Annotated in this window: 12 protein-coding genes and 1 pseudogene; 9 read left to right on the forward strand and 4 right to left on the reverse strand. The window is 62.0% G+C overall.

Annotation, left to right across the window (positions count from 1 at the left end; all coding sequences use genetic code 11):
- Positions 1–62: 62 nt before the first annotated feature.
- The gene (locus JOF48_RS12825; protein ID WP_209681276.1) at positions 63–1,199 is read right to left on the reverse strand and encodes a glycosyltransferase family 2 protein; all 1,137 of its coding nucleotides are present in this window, start codon (positions 1,197–1,199) and stop codon (positions 63–65) included.
- Positions 1,200–1,256: 57 nt separating this feature from the next.
- Here JOF48_RS12825 and JOF48_RS12830 point away from each other — a divergent pair, with 57 nt between their 5' ends.
- Genes JOF48_RS12830 through JOF48_RS12840 form a run of 3 tightly spaced genes read left to right on the forward strand, consistent with a single transcriptional unit; the run spans position 1,257 to position 4,795 of the window.
- The gene (locus JOF48_RS12830; RefSeq protein WP_209681278.1) at positions 1,257–2,366 is read left to right on the forward strand and encodes a glycosyltransferase family 2 protein; all 1,110 of its coding nucleotides are present in this window, start codon (positions 1,257–1,259) and stop codon (positions 2,364–2,366) included.
- Positions 2,367–2,396: 30 nt separating this feature from the next.
- Entirely contained in the window at positions 2,397–3,518 is a 1,122-nt protein-coding gene (locus JOF48_RS12835) for a glycosyltransferase (protein WP_209681280.1), read from the forward strand.
- 32 nt (positions 3,519–3,550) lie between these two features.
- Positions 3,551–4,795 (forward strand): glycosyltransferase, encoded by a 1,245-nt coding sequence (locus JOF48_RS12840; protein ID WP_209681282.1) that lies wholly within the window; start codon positions 3,551–3,553, stop codon positions 4,793–4,795.
- A 61-nt stretch (positions 4,796–4,856) separates the two neighbouring features.
- Here the strand turns inward: JOF48_RS12840 and JOF48_RS12845 are convergent, their stop codons facing one another.
- Complete coding sequence (locus JOF48_RS12845) at positions 4,857–6,398, reverse strand: ABC transporter ATP-binding protein (RefSeq protein WP_245346523.1); 1,542 nt, start codon at positions 6,396–6,398, stop codon at positions 4,857–4,859.
- Between JOF48_RS12845 and JOF48_RS12850 the strand changes: the two genes are divergently transcribed.
- The 6 genes from JOF48_RS12850 to JOF48_RS12875 all read left to right on the forward strand — a co-directional run bounded on the left by JOF48_RS12850 (position 6,397) and on the right by JOF48_RS12875 (position 11,960).
- The gene (locus tag JOF48_RS12850; RefSeq protein WP_245346524.1) at positions 6,397–7,758 is read left to right on the forward strand and encodes a glycosyltransferase family protein; all 1,362 of its coding nucleotides are present in this window, start codon (positions 6,397–6,399) and stop codon (positions 7,756–7,758) included. The two genes, JOF48_RS12845 and JOF48_RS12850, sit on opposite strands and share 2 nt — an antisense overlap.
- Complete coding sequence (locus tag JOF48_RS12855; protein ID WP_209681289.1) at positions 7,755–9,098, forward strand: glycosyltransferase family protein; 1,344 nt, start codon at positions 7,755–7,757, stop codon at positions 9,096–9,098. Before JOF48_RS12850 ends, JOF48_RS12855 begins: the two co-directional genes overlap by 4 nt.
- Positions 9,095–9,580 carry a hypothetical protein gene (locus tag JOF48_RS12860; RefSeq protein WP_209681290.1) on the forward strand — a complete coding sequence of 162 codons (486 nt, stop codon included), beginning with the start codon at positions 9,095–9,097 and terminating at the stop codon, positions 9,578–9,580. Before JOF48_RS12855 ends, JOF48_RS12860 begins: the two co-directional genes overlap by 4 nt.
- An 85-nt stretch (positions 9,581–9,665) precedes the next feature.
- A complete protein-coding gene (locus JOF48_RS12865) occupies positions 9,666–10,304 on the forward strand; it encodes a glycosyltransferase family 2 protein (RefSeq protein ID WP_209681292.1) in 639 nt (212 codons plus the stop codon).
- A gap of 4 nt (positions 10,305–10,308) precedes the next feature.
- Positions 10,309–10,746 (forward strand): DUF2304 domain-containing protein, encoded by a 438-nt coding sequence (locus JOF48_RS12870; RefSeq protein ID WP_209681294.1) that lies wholly within the window; start codon positions 10,309–10,311, stop codon positions 10,744–10,746.
- A gap of 80 nt (positions 10,747–10,826) precedes the next feature.
- Positions 10,827–11,960 carry a glycosyltransferase family 4 protein gene (locus JOF48_RS12875; protein WP_209681296.1) on the forward strand — a complete coding sequence of 378 codons (1,134 nt, stop codon included), beginning with the start codon at positions 10,827–10,829 and terminating at the stop codon, positions 11,958–11,960.
- Positions 11,961–11,998: 38 nt separating this feature from the next.
- On the opposite strand, the gene JOF48_RS12880 is transcribed toward JOF48_RS12875, so the two are convergent.
- Complete coding sequence (locus JOF48_RS12880; protein ID WP_209681298.1) at positions 11,999–12,463, reverse strand: hypothetical protein; 465 nt, start codon at positions 12,461–12,463, stop codon at positions 11,999–12,001.
- A gap of 237 nt (positions 12,464–12,700) precedes the next feature.
- Positions 12,701–12,919: pseudogene (locus JOF48_RS19690) on the reverse strand (IS3-like element ISAar46 family transposase); the annotation flags it as partial.
- Between the last annotated feature and the right edge of the window lie 14 nt (positions 12,920–12,933).

Genomic DNA, 12,933 nt, shown 5'->3' on the forward strand with positions numbered 1-12,933 from the left:
TGGGCACGCTATACAAACTGAGGGCGTGCACCCACAACACTCAAAATTCTCGTGACACTAGCCTAACGGAGCGCGAACACTCCCTTTCGTGTCCGCAGCACCTCGAGCACGTAGTGGCGCAGCACCGAATCCCGCGACACCACGGCCAGCGGGTTGTCGGTGAGCAGCTCGCCCACGCGCCCCGCCCCTGAATGGCGCACGACGGCGGCACGCAGCTCCTCCGTGCTGTCCGCCTTTGCTGCCTCCCGGCACAGCTGCGCATCCTTGCGGCTCAACGCCGGAAGTTCTCCTCCCGCCATGTCGCGGAGGCTTCGGCTGATCTGCAGCCACGCGGCCTGCTCGGAGGGTGACCACACTCCAACTTCGTCAGGGCCGTCGCCGGTTCCACGGCGCAGCAGCGCGCCGATGCCGTGGATCCGCATGAGCTTCAGGGCAATGGTGCGGCGCTCCCGCAGGGGTGCCTGGCGCAGCCACGGGGACTGGACCATGGCATCGAGCCACTGGAATTCGTCGGCAAGCGGGCGCAGCGTGCTCGTGACCCGGTCCGTGCCGGCATCATCCGTTTGGCAGTAGGCGGGCGCCCCGTAGGGGTAGGCGATCCGGCCGCCGCGGAACCACAGCTTCAGGGTGGTTTCCAAGTCTTCACCAATCGGAATATCTTCTGCATAGCCGAAGCCGCAGTTCGTCAGGGCATGGCGCCGCAGCAGGCCAAACGGCAGGCTGCGGTAGGCGAGGCCGTCGCGCACGGGGTCCAGCACGGCGGGCATGGACGGGCGGATTCTCGGCGTGCGCAGGATGTCGCCTTCGGGTTTGCGCAGCGGTGCAATGACGGCGGCCGCATCGTTGTCCCGGGCCGTGCGCCACCAGGCTGCCAGCGAGCCGGGCTCCAGATGGTCATCGGAGTCCAGGAAGCTCAGGAAGGTAGCGGTGCTGGCGGCCAGCGCGGCGTTGCGCGGGCCAGCCGGTGAGGTGCCGCCGTCATGGCAGGGGAGCCAGGTGACGGCGTCGTCCGTGGCCAAAGCCTCAGCAATGGACGCCTGCATCTCCTCCACCGCGATGTTGTGGCACACCACGGTGGTGCGCAGTTCCACGCCCAGCGCGGTGAGCTCCGCCTTCTGGGACAGCACGGAGGCCAGGGCGCGGGACAAGGGACGGGCGGCGCTGTGCACGGGGATGACGACGTCGATGCTCTGACTCATGGTGCTCCTGCCTGGGCGGTTCAGGGTGGTTCCGGTGTTCCGCGATAACCTTACTGGGTGGAGAACGTAAACAAGGATTCAGTGCTGGTGGACGTGGTGATTGCCGTGCACACGCCTGACCGGCCGGTGGGGCGCACAGTGGCGTCCCTCATGGAGTCGGGGCTGCCCACTGCCGACGGGGCTGCGGGGCGGCTGCGGGTCACCGTGGTGTGCCACAACACGGCGGCCGGGCCCATCCGGGAGCGGGTGGCGCCGGAGCACCGGGACCGCGTGCGCTTCGTGGAGTATGCCGACGGCATCAAGAGCCCGGCAGGGCCGTTCAACCACGGGATTTCGTTGGCGACGGCCACGTGGGTGTCGATCATGGGCAGCGACGACTCGCTGGAGCCGGGCGCCTTGGCGCAGTGGGTGGAGCGGGCAGGTAAGGAGTCGGCCGACGTCCTGATCGCGCCCATGGCCCACGCAGGCGGCAGAGTCATCCGCACGCCCGTGGTTCGCCGCCACCGCACGGCCGGGCTGGACCCCGTGGCCGACCGCCTCACGTACCGCACCGCGCCGCTGGGCATCATGCGTCTCTCCCTGGTCCGCTCTTTGGGCCTCGTGCTGCCCACGCGCTACGCCACGGGGGAGGACCAGTCGTTCTCTGCTGCCCTGTGGTTCTCCGGAGCCCGCATCAGCTACGGGCGCGGCCTGCCGCGCTACCTGGTGCACGACGACGCCGTGGTCCGCGTGACGGCCACACCCCGCTCCGTCACCGAAGACCTGGCCTTTGCCGCCGACCTCGTGGACACCGGGTGGTTTGCCGGGCTCCCTGCCAAGGCACAGACGTCCATTGTGACCAAGCTGCTGCGCATCCATGTGTTCGGCCACGTGCTGCTGCGGGCCGACGCAGGCACCTGGTCCGAGCAGGATGCAGCCGAGATGGCCGAGGTGGCGAGGCGCCTGCTGTTTGCCGCCCCGCGGGCCGCCCACCCCCTGTCCCTTGCAGATCGCACCCTGCTGGACGCCGTGGCGCGTGGCGAAGGGGATACGCTCACCATGAAGTCGCTGGCCATCGCCCGGCGCACCTTCAGCAGCCCGCGCACGTGGCTGCCGCGCGACGTCACCGCCCTGCTGCACCCTGAAGCGCCGCTGCGTTTCATGTCCGCCTCGGCGCTGCTGTCTTAGTCCGTACTTTTCGCCGTCATCAAGGAACCCATGAAGATTCTGGTTGTTGCCACCTGGTACCCCTACGAGGAGAACCCTGCCGAGGCTCCGTTCAATGCCGAGCATGTCGAGGCCATCCGCGGGCAGGGCCATGAAGTACGCGTGGTTCATGTGCGCCTCGGCACCGGCCAGGCGATGCCGTCCCAGGCCAATGGCAGCTGGGAAGGCGTGCCGGTGCGCCGCGTGGCCGCCGACCCCAAGCGTCCGCTGACGCTGCTGGCCTGCCAGCGGTTGCTTGCCCAAGAGATGGCCTGGGCCGACGTGGTGCATACCATGGCGTTCTCTTCGGTCCTTGTGGCCCTGCCAGTGTGGAATGCCCGAATGCTGACGGGCCGGGGGCGTCCATGGGTCCACACCGAACACTGGAACGGTGTGGTGAACCCGGCCAGCGTCTCGCCGCTGTGGAACAAGTTGTCCGGCTTGCGTCGCGTATTACGCTTCCCGCATGTGGTGACGGGCGTGACCGGCCAGCTTGCCGGCGAGATGCAGCGATTCGCCCGTCCGGGTGCGGCACGGGTGGTTCCGTGCGTGGTGAAGGGCCGCGGCCCGGTGCTCCCCAGCACTTTCGGCAGCCCGTTGAAACTGGTGGCTGTGGGCGGGCTCATCCCTCGCAAGCGTCCGCTCACCACGATCCAGACCATTGGCTGGCTGCGGGACCAGGGCGTGCCGGCCCACCTGACTTGGGTGGGGGACGGGCCGCAGCGAACCGAATGTGAGGCGCTCGTGGCAGAGCTCGGACTGGAGGACTCCGTCACCCTGGCCGGTTCCGTCCGGCCCGCAGAAGTCGCGGCCCACCTCACCGCCGCAGACCTGTTCTTCCTTCCCACGGAACAGGAAAACTTCTTCACATCCGCCGCCGAGGCGCTCGCGGCCGGCCGGGCCGTGGTGGCCACACGGGTGGGCGGATTCAGTGACTACGCCGACGATTCCAACAGCCGCCTCGTGGACGACCCGCGCCCCGAGGTGCTAGGAGCCGCCATCCTTGACGCCGCCGAGGCATTCAAGGATGTCTCTGCCGACACCATTGCCGCCCCCATTCGGGAGCGCTTTTCGCCGGAAACCATCGGTGCACTCTTTGACAGCGCGTACCTGGCCGCGATAGCCAAGGCATGACCCCTGTACCGAATTTTGCCTAAGGAATCCTCATGGCCATACGCCGTCTAGTCCTGCTTGCCAATCAATACCCGTTCGTGACAGGTGACCACGTATTCGTGGACGCTGAGATGCCCGCGTTGGCGGCCCGTTTCGATGAAGTCGTGGTGTTCAATCATGCTCCCGCGGGCGCAGCAGCCATGGTGGAGATGCCAGACAACGTTCGATACGGGGGGACCCTGTACGGGACCTCCCGGATAAGAAAGGTTTTGGCCCTTGTTTCCCCGAGGAGCCTTGGCACGCTGGCCCGTGTTGCCTTGACCGAATGGCGCACCGGGCGCCTGAAAGGGCATGAAGCGGCCTTTTTGATGGGGGCAGTGGCAGCCATGGGGCTCGCCAATGACCGTCGGTTGAGGATGGCGCTGTACGAAGAGGGGGTTGAGACCACCGTCTACAGTTTCTGGGGCATGGGTGCCGGCATTCTGCTTCCGTGGATCCGGAGCCGGGTCGGCTCGGTGAACCTGCGGCTGCACAGGTACGACTTGTATGAGGAAGAATCGGGCTACCTGCCATTCCGGCCGTCTATGTTCCGGCGCAGCGACCGGATCCTGGCCATTTCAGAGCAGGCCAAATGCTACCTGACGCAGAGTTATCCGACGGAGGATCTTGGCGGAAAAATCCACGTGAGCCGTCTCGGCAGTGCGGCACCACGGCAACATGAAACGTCGGACGCCTTGGTCGTGGAGGAGACGGATACGGCCACGTTGGTGGTCAGCTGCTCAAACCTCATCCCCGTCAAACGGGTGGGACTCATTGTCGATGCATTGGAGAAGTTGCCATTGGACAAGCCGCTAAAGTGGATCCACTTTGGCGGCGGGAACCTGGAAGACGAACTGAGGCTTCGTGCGGAGGCTGCGGTACGGCCGGGGCTCACCATTGAACTCCGGGGCGCGATCCCGCACGAGGAAATTCTGGCCTTCTACGCCAGTCACAATGTGGCAGCATTCGTGAATGTCAGTGCCTCGGAAGGAGTGCCGGTAAGCATCATGGAGGCAATTGCCTACGGGATCCCCGTTGTTGCCACAGACGTCGGCGGAACGTCGGAAATTGTGGGCCGCGAACTACGGACGGGGGAACTTGTTCCGGCTGACTGTAGTGGTGGTGAACTCGCCGTGACGCTGCAGAAGGTCTTGGACGCCGAACAGGGGACGTACCAGCCCGAGCAGTTGTGGGCACAACGATACGACGCTGCCGTGAATGCCGAGGCTGCTGCAGAACTTATCGCCACCCGGCCGTGACCAGTCTGCCGTTCCCGCAGCCGGGCGCGAGAACGGCAGACAGTCGCCAGGCCTGTCGAACCTATTTGGTCAGGCCGGCAAGTGCAGCCTGTTGTGCGAAGGCAGGGTTCGCTGCCACCACTTCTTCAAAGGTCCCACGGGTCTCGATGGTGCCTTCGCTCATGAAGAAAACCTGGTCGCAATTGCGAATGGTGGACAGACGGTGTGCAACGGAGATGACTGTTACATCCCCCTGCAATTCCTGAATGGCCTGTGCCACGGCAGCTTCTGTCGAGGTGTCGAGGGCGCTGGTTGCCTCGTCCAGCACCAGCACCAACGGATCCATGTAGAGTGCACGCGCAATGCCGAGGCGCTGGCGCTGGCCGCCGGAGAGGGAACCTCCCCGTTCACCCACACGGCCGTTGATGCCGCCAGGCCTGGCGTCAATGGTATCCAGCAACTGGGCGCGCGCCAATGACGTTCGAACGCGCTCCTCGTCCACTTCGCTGCCCCAGGACAGGGCAACGTTTTGCGCCACGGTGCCGTCAAAAATGGCGACTTCCTGCGGAACATAGCCCACCCGGTTGCGCCAGGCGGCGAGAACATCCTCAAGGGGGACGCCGTCGAGCGTCATTGAACCACTGGACGGAACCAGCAAGCCGAGAAATATGTCGATCAGGGTGGACTTGCCGGCTCCCGATTGGCCAACGACTCCAACTGATGTGCCGAGCGGGATCGAAAGGTTGATGTTGGTGACGGCCGGTGACTGGGCCCCTGGGTAGGTGAACTCAACGTTCCGCAAGTCCAGCATCTTCGGTTCGCCGGAAATGGGCTGCCTGCCGAGCTTCTCCGCATTCTCCCGGAAGTCTTCGGCTTCGCGGATATCTGCCATGACGAGTTCGGAATACGGCAATGTGGACTGGACGAGGGTGACTTGTGACTGGATGGTTGTCAGGGCTGGAACCATCTTGAAACCAGCCAAGGCAAAGATGGCCACAGACGACATTGCAGCACCGATGCCGCTGGTCAGATAACCGACCGTGCCAATCAGCAGGAAGCCGCCAATGAGTGCCATGTCGATGACAAATTTGGGAACGGAGGAAAGGAAACGGATGTTTGAGCGGGAACGTGCAGCCTTCTCGCGGCTGATGAACACTACATCCCCGACCTCCTCAGCCTCGTCCCTGAGAGTGATCTCCTTCAGGGCAGCGAGCATCTCGGCGACCAGTGTTGACATGCGCATGGCAGCATCGCGGTTGACACGGCCCGCCTGGTAGGACTTCTTGGACAGGTACAGATAGAGGAATGCGGCGATGGCACCGAGATAGACAACAGTGATCAGTGCTGTTTGCCACGACGAGACGACCAGGATCATCAGGACCGAAGCGAACGTCAGGATTTGTGCGGGCAGTACGACCGCAGGCACAAGAACACCAGAAATGGTGTTGGCAATGCCCACATCAATCATGCGGACCAGCTCGCTGGTTGACCTATTCTGGCGGGAGATCCACGGTGCCCGGATGTAGCTCTGGAAGAGCGCCGTGCCGATCTCCAGCTCGTAGTCGGCAAACTTCCGGGTGGAGATCCACTGCAGCCAGATATTGAGGAATGATTTCAGAATCATGACTGCGGCAGCCGAGATCAGGATGATGAGCCCCGTGGTTTGGGAGATCTCACCTATAACCGGCAACTTCATTGATCCGTCGACAGACTCAGCCTGCATGATCTGGTTCAGAACCAGCGCGAAGACACCTAGTGCGGCGGCATCCAGCAAGACCAGCAAGGACGACAAGGAAGCAAAGAGGAGCAGGAACTTTCTCGCGTTGGACGGAAGCAACGGCAACAGCTGGCCAAGCGTTCGGCTCAGATTTTTCAAGTATTACTCCAAGACTGCATCGGAAGAATTCTTTTCATTCTACGGGCTGGGCGTCCACGCTCCCGCAGCCTGTGATGTGGCAGACTCCTGGCTTAGGCAGCTGTGCACAGTAACTATTGGCCTCGATGCGACAATGGAAGGCATGAGCAAGGAACTTCGGATCACCCAATTGTTTGACTGTGCCGACGTTGGCATGAACTTTGTCCGGCAGGCGCGGCGCGAGGGCTTGCCCTGGAAGATGGTGCAGGGGCCGTGGATGCGGGGCGGCAGCAAATTTGCCTACTACCGTTTCTTGGCTGACATGGCTGTTGCCTACCCCCGCACCGAGTTGTGGCATGTCAACATGGGTGGCCGGGCCAAATGGGCCCGCGGGCGATTTTCACGCCCGTATGCGCTGACCCTGCACGGCACGGATATCCGGGAGAACTACTGGCAGGAGCAGCACCATGCTGCCATCAAGGCCGACATCGACGGTGCCGGCCAGGTCTGGTACGCAACCCCGGACAACCGTGAAAAGGCTGAGCAGGCCCGTCCGGATGCCGAATACATGCCCATTCCTGTGGACCTGAAGGAATTGCCGGCCTGGGTGCCGGCAGAAAAGCCCAGGGTGTTCTTCCCATCCCGCTGGGATGCTTCAAAGGGCGGTGATGCGTGGGTGCAGACGGCCGCCGACGTCGTCGATTCACTCAAGGGCATGGATGTTGACATCGTTGGCCTGGACTGGGGCGACAGGGCCCCTGAAGTTGCAGCAATGGGTGTGCAGTTGCTGCCCAAGATGGCGAAATCTGACTACCTTCTCGAGATGTCCCGCGCCCATGTGGCAGTAGGACAGATTGCCGGTATTCTCGCCACCAGTGAGCTGGAGGCGATGGGCATGGGCATCCCCACCATTTTTGCTGACCAGGATCCTGGCTACCCAGCCGATGTCGCCACGGTGTCCGTTGAACGTGCCCAGGTTGGTGATGCCGTGCGGGAGTCCCTGCGCGACCCAAAGGCGCTTTCCGGACAGTTGGCCAGCGTTGATTACATCCAGCGGACCCACTCCCCGGAAGTCTTGCTGCCACGCTTGATTTCAGGATACGAAAAGGTTTTGGGGGGCACCGCATGACCCGGCCCCACCTGCTGTACATTGCCTTCGCCTTTCCTCCAAGCTCGGCATCATCAGTTTACCGCTGCACAGCTGTCGCCAACGGTTTCGTTGAAGATGGCTGGGACGTGACCGTTCTGACCGTGGACGGGGAGATTTGGGCGGAGCTGACTGGCATGGACAGGCAATTGCTTGAAGCGGTTGACCCCCGCATCGATGTCGTCCACACATCCGACGGTGGATCGGAAGAACCAGGACGGCGAGACATTAGGCGCTACTCCAGATTCCGCATCCACGCCCCGTACCTTTGGAAGGAATGGTTCCGGCGCCGCAGCCGCAAGGGATTCCCGGAGGACTTCCACGCACTTTGGTACAAGCCCGCCAGCCAGGCCGCCCAGGAAATCCACCGCCGCAAGCCGGTGGACCTGGTCATGGCATCGGCCAGCCCCTACGTTTCGTACAAGGTTGCCGGAGAATTGCCCGACGTGCCTTATGTGCTCGATTACCGTGATGCATGGTCTTTTAACACATTTACGGGCGCCGAGATATTCAGCGTGTCATCCGAGCGTGGACAACTGGAACATGGATATCTGCGGCGTGCGCTGCAAAGCTGGTTCGTCAATGAACCCATCCGCGATGAATATGCCCGCAGGTATCCGGATGTCGGCGCCGACATGAGGGTCGTACCCAACGGGTTTGATCCACAGCCAGGCCACGGACGGCAGACGGCCGTGGCAACAGGGCAGCCCCGCTTCGGATATTTGGGAACCCTGCAGTACACGGCTGTTCCATTGGCCGAGTTCCTCGCCGGCTGGGACCAGGCATTCGGCAGTGAAGACTTGCCGCCGGCCCATGCCATCTTCAAGGGAAAACTAAGCCCCACTGGCCTCGTGCCGGGCAAGGTACTGGAAATTTTCAATTCAGGGCGACACCGTGGACTGGCCTACGGGGGCCCCATCTCAAAACGCGAAGTTGCCAGTTTCTATCACAGTGTTGACGCGTTGCTGCTGATCCTGCCTCCCGGCAAATACGTCACAGGCGGCAAAACCGCGGAGTACCTGGCCACTGGATTGCCCATCGTATCCATCCACGCAGCCGATAGCGCAGCCTCAACGATACTGCGGGACTACCCGCTGTGGTTTGAAGCGAAGGACCTTTCCAAAGAGAGCATTGCCGATGCCCTGCGGGCTTGCGCCGCGGAACTGGCTAACCCTGATCCGCAACGCTGGGCCGCGGCGTGGGCGTATGGCCAGAGCTTTGAACGCTCCGCCACGCTTCGCCCTGCCATTGCTGAACTGCGCACTCTGATTGGGTGCGAACCCTCGTCCGACCCGCAGACCGCTGAGAGGAACAACTCGTGAGCAAGGCAATCCACCTGGCCATTCTCGTAGCAGACATGGATCGGGCAGACCTGGCCATTGAGGATTTTTGGCGGACCGCCCGATCAGCGGTGCCTTCCGACGTCCAACTGTCCTGCACGGCAGTCCATGCTGCGATCCCCGGCGACAGCGCCATCGCTGGCCATCCTGCCCTCAAAATCGTGCCGTTGACAGTACCCGACCATGGCCCGGCCGCCCGCACCTTTACTTCGATTGCACGGGGGAAAGGGCCTGTGGGTGTCATTGGGCGTCTGGGCGCCTACAACATTTCTGCGCACCGCATCGCGCGGGCGTTGGCCAGGAACAGGGCACTCACGGAGACACTGTGCGCGGCAGACATTGTTGTCTCTGCCGATCCCCACGCCGACTGGGCTGTCTGGAACTTGCGCAACAAGACGGCTGCGCCGCTGATTCACGGTCCTTTCGCCATGGCCAACGCCCTCTCAGAGATGGCCCGGGCTTGAGGCCGGCGGAGGCCGCCTCGGGCCGGGCCGCAGCAGGCTTGTGTGGGATACTGTCTCAGTGAGTCGAACTTGGATAGTCATCCCCATGTATAACGAGGCGTCAGTTGTTGGCGACGTTATTTCGGGGCTGCGAGAGGTGTTCCCCTATGTTGTGTGCGTCGACGACGGCAGCACCGACGGCTCCCAGAAGGCGGCACGCGAGGCAGGCGCCGTCGTGGTCCAGCATCCCGTAAACCTTGGGCAGGGTGCGTCCCTGCAGACCGGCATCGAGTACGCGCTCAATGATCCTGAGCTGGACTGCATTGTTACGTTCGATGCCGATGGGCAACACCGCGTTGTCGACGCCCAGGCCATGGCCGAGCGCATCAAGTCCGGCGAGGCCGAAGTGGTGCTCGGTTCGCGCTTCCTGGACAAGCGAACCAAGATGTCGCTGGCCAAGAGGATCGTGCTGCGCACGGCCGCAGTCCAGTCGCGCATGTCCACGGGCATGGCACTTACGGACGCCCACAACGGCCTGCGGGCACTGAGCCCGCACGTTGCCCGCAAGGTCCACCTGACCCAGAACCGGATGGCGCACGCCTCGGAGCTCGTCCACCAGATTTCCGAACTGAAGCCCAAGTGGGTGGAACAACCGGTTGAAATCATCTACACCGATTATTCAAAGGCCAAAGGACAATCATTGCTGAACTCCGTCAACATTCTTGCTGATCTGCTGTTCAGGTAATTCCATGCAAATAATCGTACAAATTGCCCTGGTCCTCGCCGTCGTCCTGGTGTCGCTGACGCTCATGCGCGGCGGATCCAACGCACGCCACCTGGCCATCCGGCGCATCATGCTGATCCTGTTTGCCGCCATCGCGGCCTTGTCCATCTTCTTTCCCACCCTGTTGACCAAGGTGGCGCAGCTCTTCGGCATCGGACGCGGCACCGACCTTGTCCTTTACGGCCTGGTGGTCAGCTTCCTCGTCTACATGGCAACCACTTACCAGCGATTCCGGCAGATGGAGACCACGCTGACCAAGCTGTCCCGGAGGGTGGCCATCGATGAGGTTAATCGCAACCAGTCGCCGACGGCAGTTGCCGAGATGATCGCTGACGGGACGGGCCGCGGGCCAGAGAACTCTGCCGCGCGTGTTCCCACCAAGGATCAGCTGCCCGACGAATAACAGCGGACATGTGGGGTTTGCCCGTTGGGGTCTGAAGTAGAAATTTTCATGCATCCATCGGGGCAAGGATAATGGGAGCCATGTCTTCCCTGCCCTCGCTGCTGATTCTGACCTTCTCACCCATCCGTTCCGATCCTCGCGTGCTGAAGCAGGTTGAGCTGCTCAAGGGGAAATACCAAGTGAGCACCTGTGCCTATGGTGCCGCTCCCGATGGCATCGACAGCCATTTTCCACTGCCGACCGACTCACGCGGATGGACTTCGGACAGGATCGGTCTCATAACGCGCCAGTATGGCCGCGTGTACAACGGCATGACGGCCGTTCAGGAGGCCAGAAAGATACTGCCTGTCGGCCATTTTGACATTATTCTGGCGAATGACTTGAATGCTTTGCCGCTTGCATTGGATCTGAAACCGCGACTGGGGGTCCACGCTGACCTGCATGAATATGCGCCGAGCGAAAAGGAATCCGACCTCAAATGGCGTCTCTTTGTGGCACCGTTCATGCGGTGGATCTGCCGGAAGCAGCTGCCGATGGCAACATCCGTGACGACAGTTTCCCAAGGAATTGCTGACGAGTATCACCGTAGATTTGGGGTGGAGGTTGGTGTTGTGACGAATGCCGCCCCATACCTTGAAGCGGAGCCAACGCCGACCGCTGCGCCGCTGAAAGTCATCTACAGCGGGGCGGGGCAGCGCTACCGAAAGATCGAGTTGATCATTGACGCCATGAAAGGTGTCGACGACAAAGTCCAGCTCGACTTTGTCGTCATGCCGAACGAGCCCGACTACGTCGATGAATTGAAACGATCGGCAGCGAACCTGCCCAATGTCCGCTTTATTGATCCGGTGCCGTATGAAGAACTGGTCTCTCTGATTCGCAACTATGACGTTGCAATGTGTTTCCTGCCGAACTCAACTTTCAACCTGCAGAACGCTTTGCCCAACAAGTTCTTTGAGGCGGTGCAGGCAAGAATTGGCGTAATTACCGGACCGTCACCGGCGATGGTTGCTTTGGTTGAAAGCTATGGCCTGGGTGTAGTCACGAAGGATTTCTCCACAGAAGCCCTGCGCACGGCACTGAATGGGCTCACAGAGACGGAAACCGCGAGATGGAAAACGGCGGCCAATGATGCCGCATGGACGCTGTCCGCCGAGTCGCAAGTCGCCCTGTGGGATGTTGCCATAAGCGACATTGCGCAGCGGGCTGGGTAGGGACCCAAGACTGCTTCGTTCCCTACCCAGCGGCGTGGCTACGAGGCAGCTCGACGGCGGAGCAGCACAATGCCACTGGCAATGGCCAGGAAGACGGCAATGGCACCGATGGTCAGGAACGTTCCGCTGCCAGTGACCGCGAGCCCGGCCTGGGCTGGTTCGATGCTTGGCGTAGGTGTCGGATTGTCTCCGGCTGCCGCAGCGGATGACGGAGGGGCCTCCGTAGTCTTAACCGGTGTCGCGGAAGCCGTCGGAGCTGCAGCAGACGTCTCATCTGGTGCTGCCGCGGCGGAAGTCTCTGGTGCTGCAGCAGCCGTGGTTGCAGGTGCGGGGCTGCCCGTGGACACAGCAGCCAGGGTCTGGCTTCCGTCATCGTTGCTTCGGATGAACCAAACCAGGTTGCCGCCAACCGGTGCAGATAACCGGCCTACGTTGCCTGGGGCTGAGAATACGGACTCGATCTGCATGGAGGCCATATCGATTTCGGCAACTTGACGGTGCATGTTTCCAGCCACGATCAATGTGTCGCCGTCGGAAGTGAGCGCACCATAACTGCCCTGGAACCCTAGATCCAGGGACTGTTTAGGGGTGCCCGACATGGTGTCAAATGCTGAGACTTGTCCGTTGCCGCAGATGATGTACCCCGTGGATCCATCGTCACTGAAAACGACATCGCCGGGTACTTCGCAAGACTGCACCGTCCTGACGGAATTTTTCAAGTCGGGTGGTACCAACGGGAGTTAGGCGGCTTGTTTCTGGGTGCTTTCCTTTGGTTTGTTGATCCACGCCGGCCCGGGCAGGTCGAGGATCTTGGGGTCAGTGTTTTTGTTGAAGCGAATCGGGTTTTTTGACCGGGCTGCGGCGAGTGTTTCGGAGCGTTGCCTGGCTATCTCGGCGGCGAGGCCGTAGTGGACGTTTGCGGGTGTGTGGAAGCCGATTCCGGAGTGTTGGTGGTCATGGACTCTTCTATATC

The organism is Arthrobacter stackebrandtii, from assembly GCF_017876675.1.
In the GTDB taxonomy this organism is placed as follows: domain Bacteria; phylum Actinomycetota; class Actinomycetes; order Actinomycetales; family Micrococcaceae; genus Specibacter; species Specibacter stackebrandtii.

Coding starts and splice junctions, on each gene's coding strand:
- JOF48_RS12855 (WP_209681289.1), top strand. CDS start 7,755: ATGACCCGGCCCCACCTGCTGTACATTGCCTTCGCCTTTCCTCCAAGC.
- JOF48_RS12865 (WP_209681292.1), top strand. CDS start 9,666: ATGTATAACGAGGCGTCAGTTGTTGGCGACGTTATTTCGGGGCTGCGA.
- JOF48_RS12870 (WP_209681294.1), top strand. CDS start 10,309: ATGCAAATAATCGTACAAATTGCCCTGGTCCTCGCCGTCGTCCTGGTG.
- JOF48_RS12880 (WP_209681298.1), bottom strand. CDS start 12,463: ATGCACCGTCAAGTTGCCGAAATCGATATGGCCTCCATGCAGATCGAG.
- JOF48_RS12835 (WP_209681280.1), top strand. CDS start 2,397: ATGAAGATTCTGGTTGTTGCCACCTGGTACCCCTACGAGGAGAACCCT.
- JOF48_RS12875 (WP_209681296.1), top strand. CDS start 10,827: ATGTCTTCCCTGCCCTCGCTGCTGATTCTGACCTTCTCACCCATCCGT.
- JOF48_RS12825 (WP_209681276.1), bottom strand. CDS start 1,199: ATGAGTCAGAGCATCGACGTCGTCATCCCCGTGCACAGCGCCGCCCGT.
- JOF48_RS12845 (WP_245346523.1), bottom strand. CDS start 6,398: ATGATTCTGAAATCATTCCTCAATATCTGGCTGCAGTGGATCTCCACC.
- JOF48_RS12840 (WP_209681282.1), top strand. CDS start 3,551: ATGGCCATACGCCGTCTAGTCCTGCTTGCCAATCAATACCCGTTCGTG.
- JOF48_RS12850 (WP_245346524.1), top strand. CDS start 6,397: ATGACTGCGGCAGCCGAGATCAGGATGATGAGCCCCGTGGTTTGGGAG.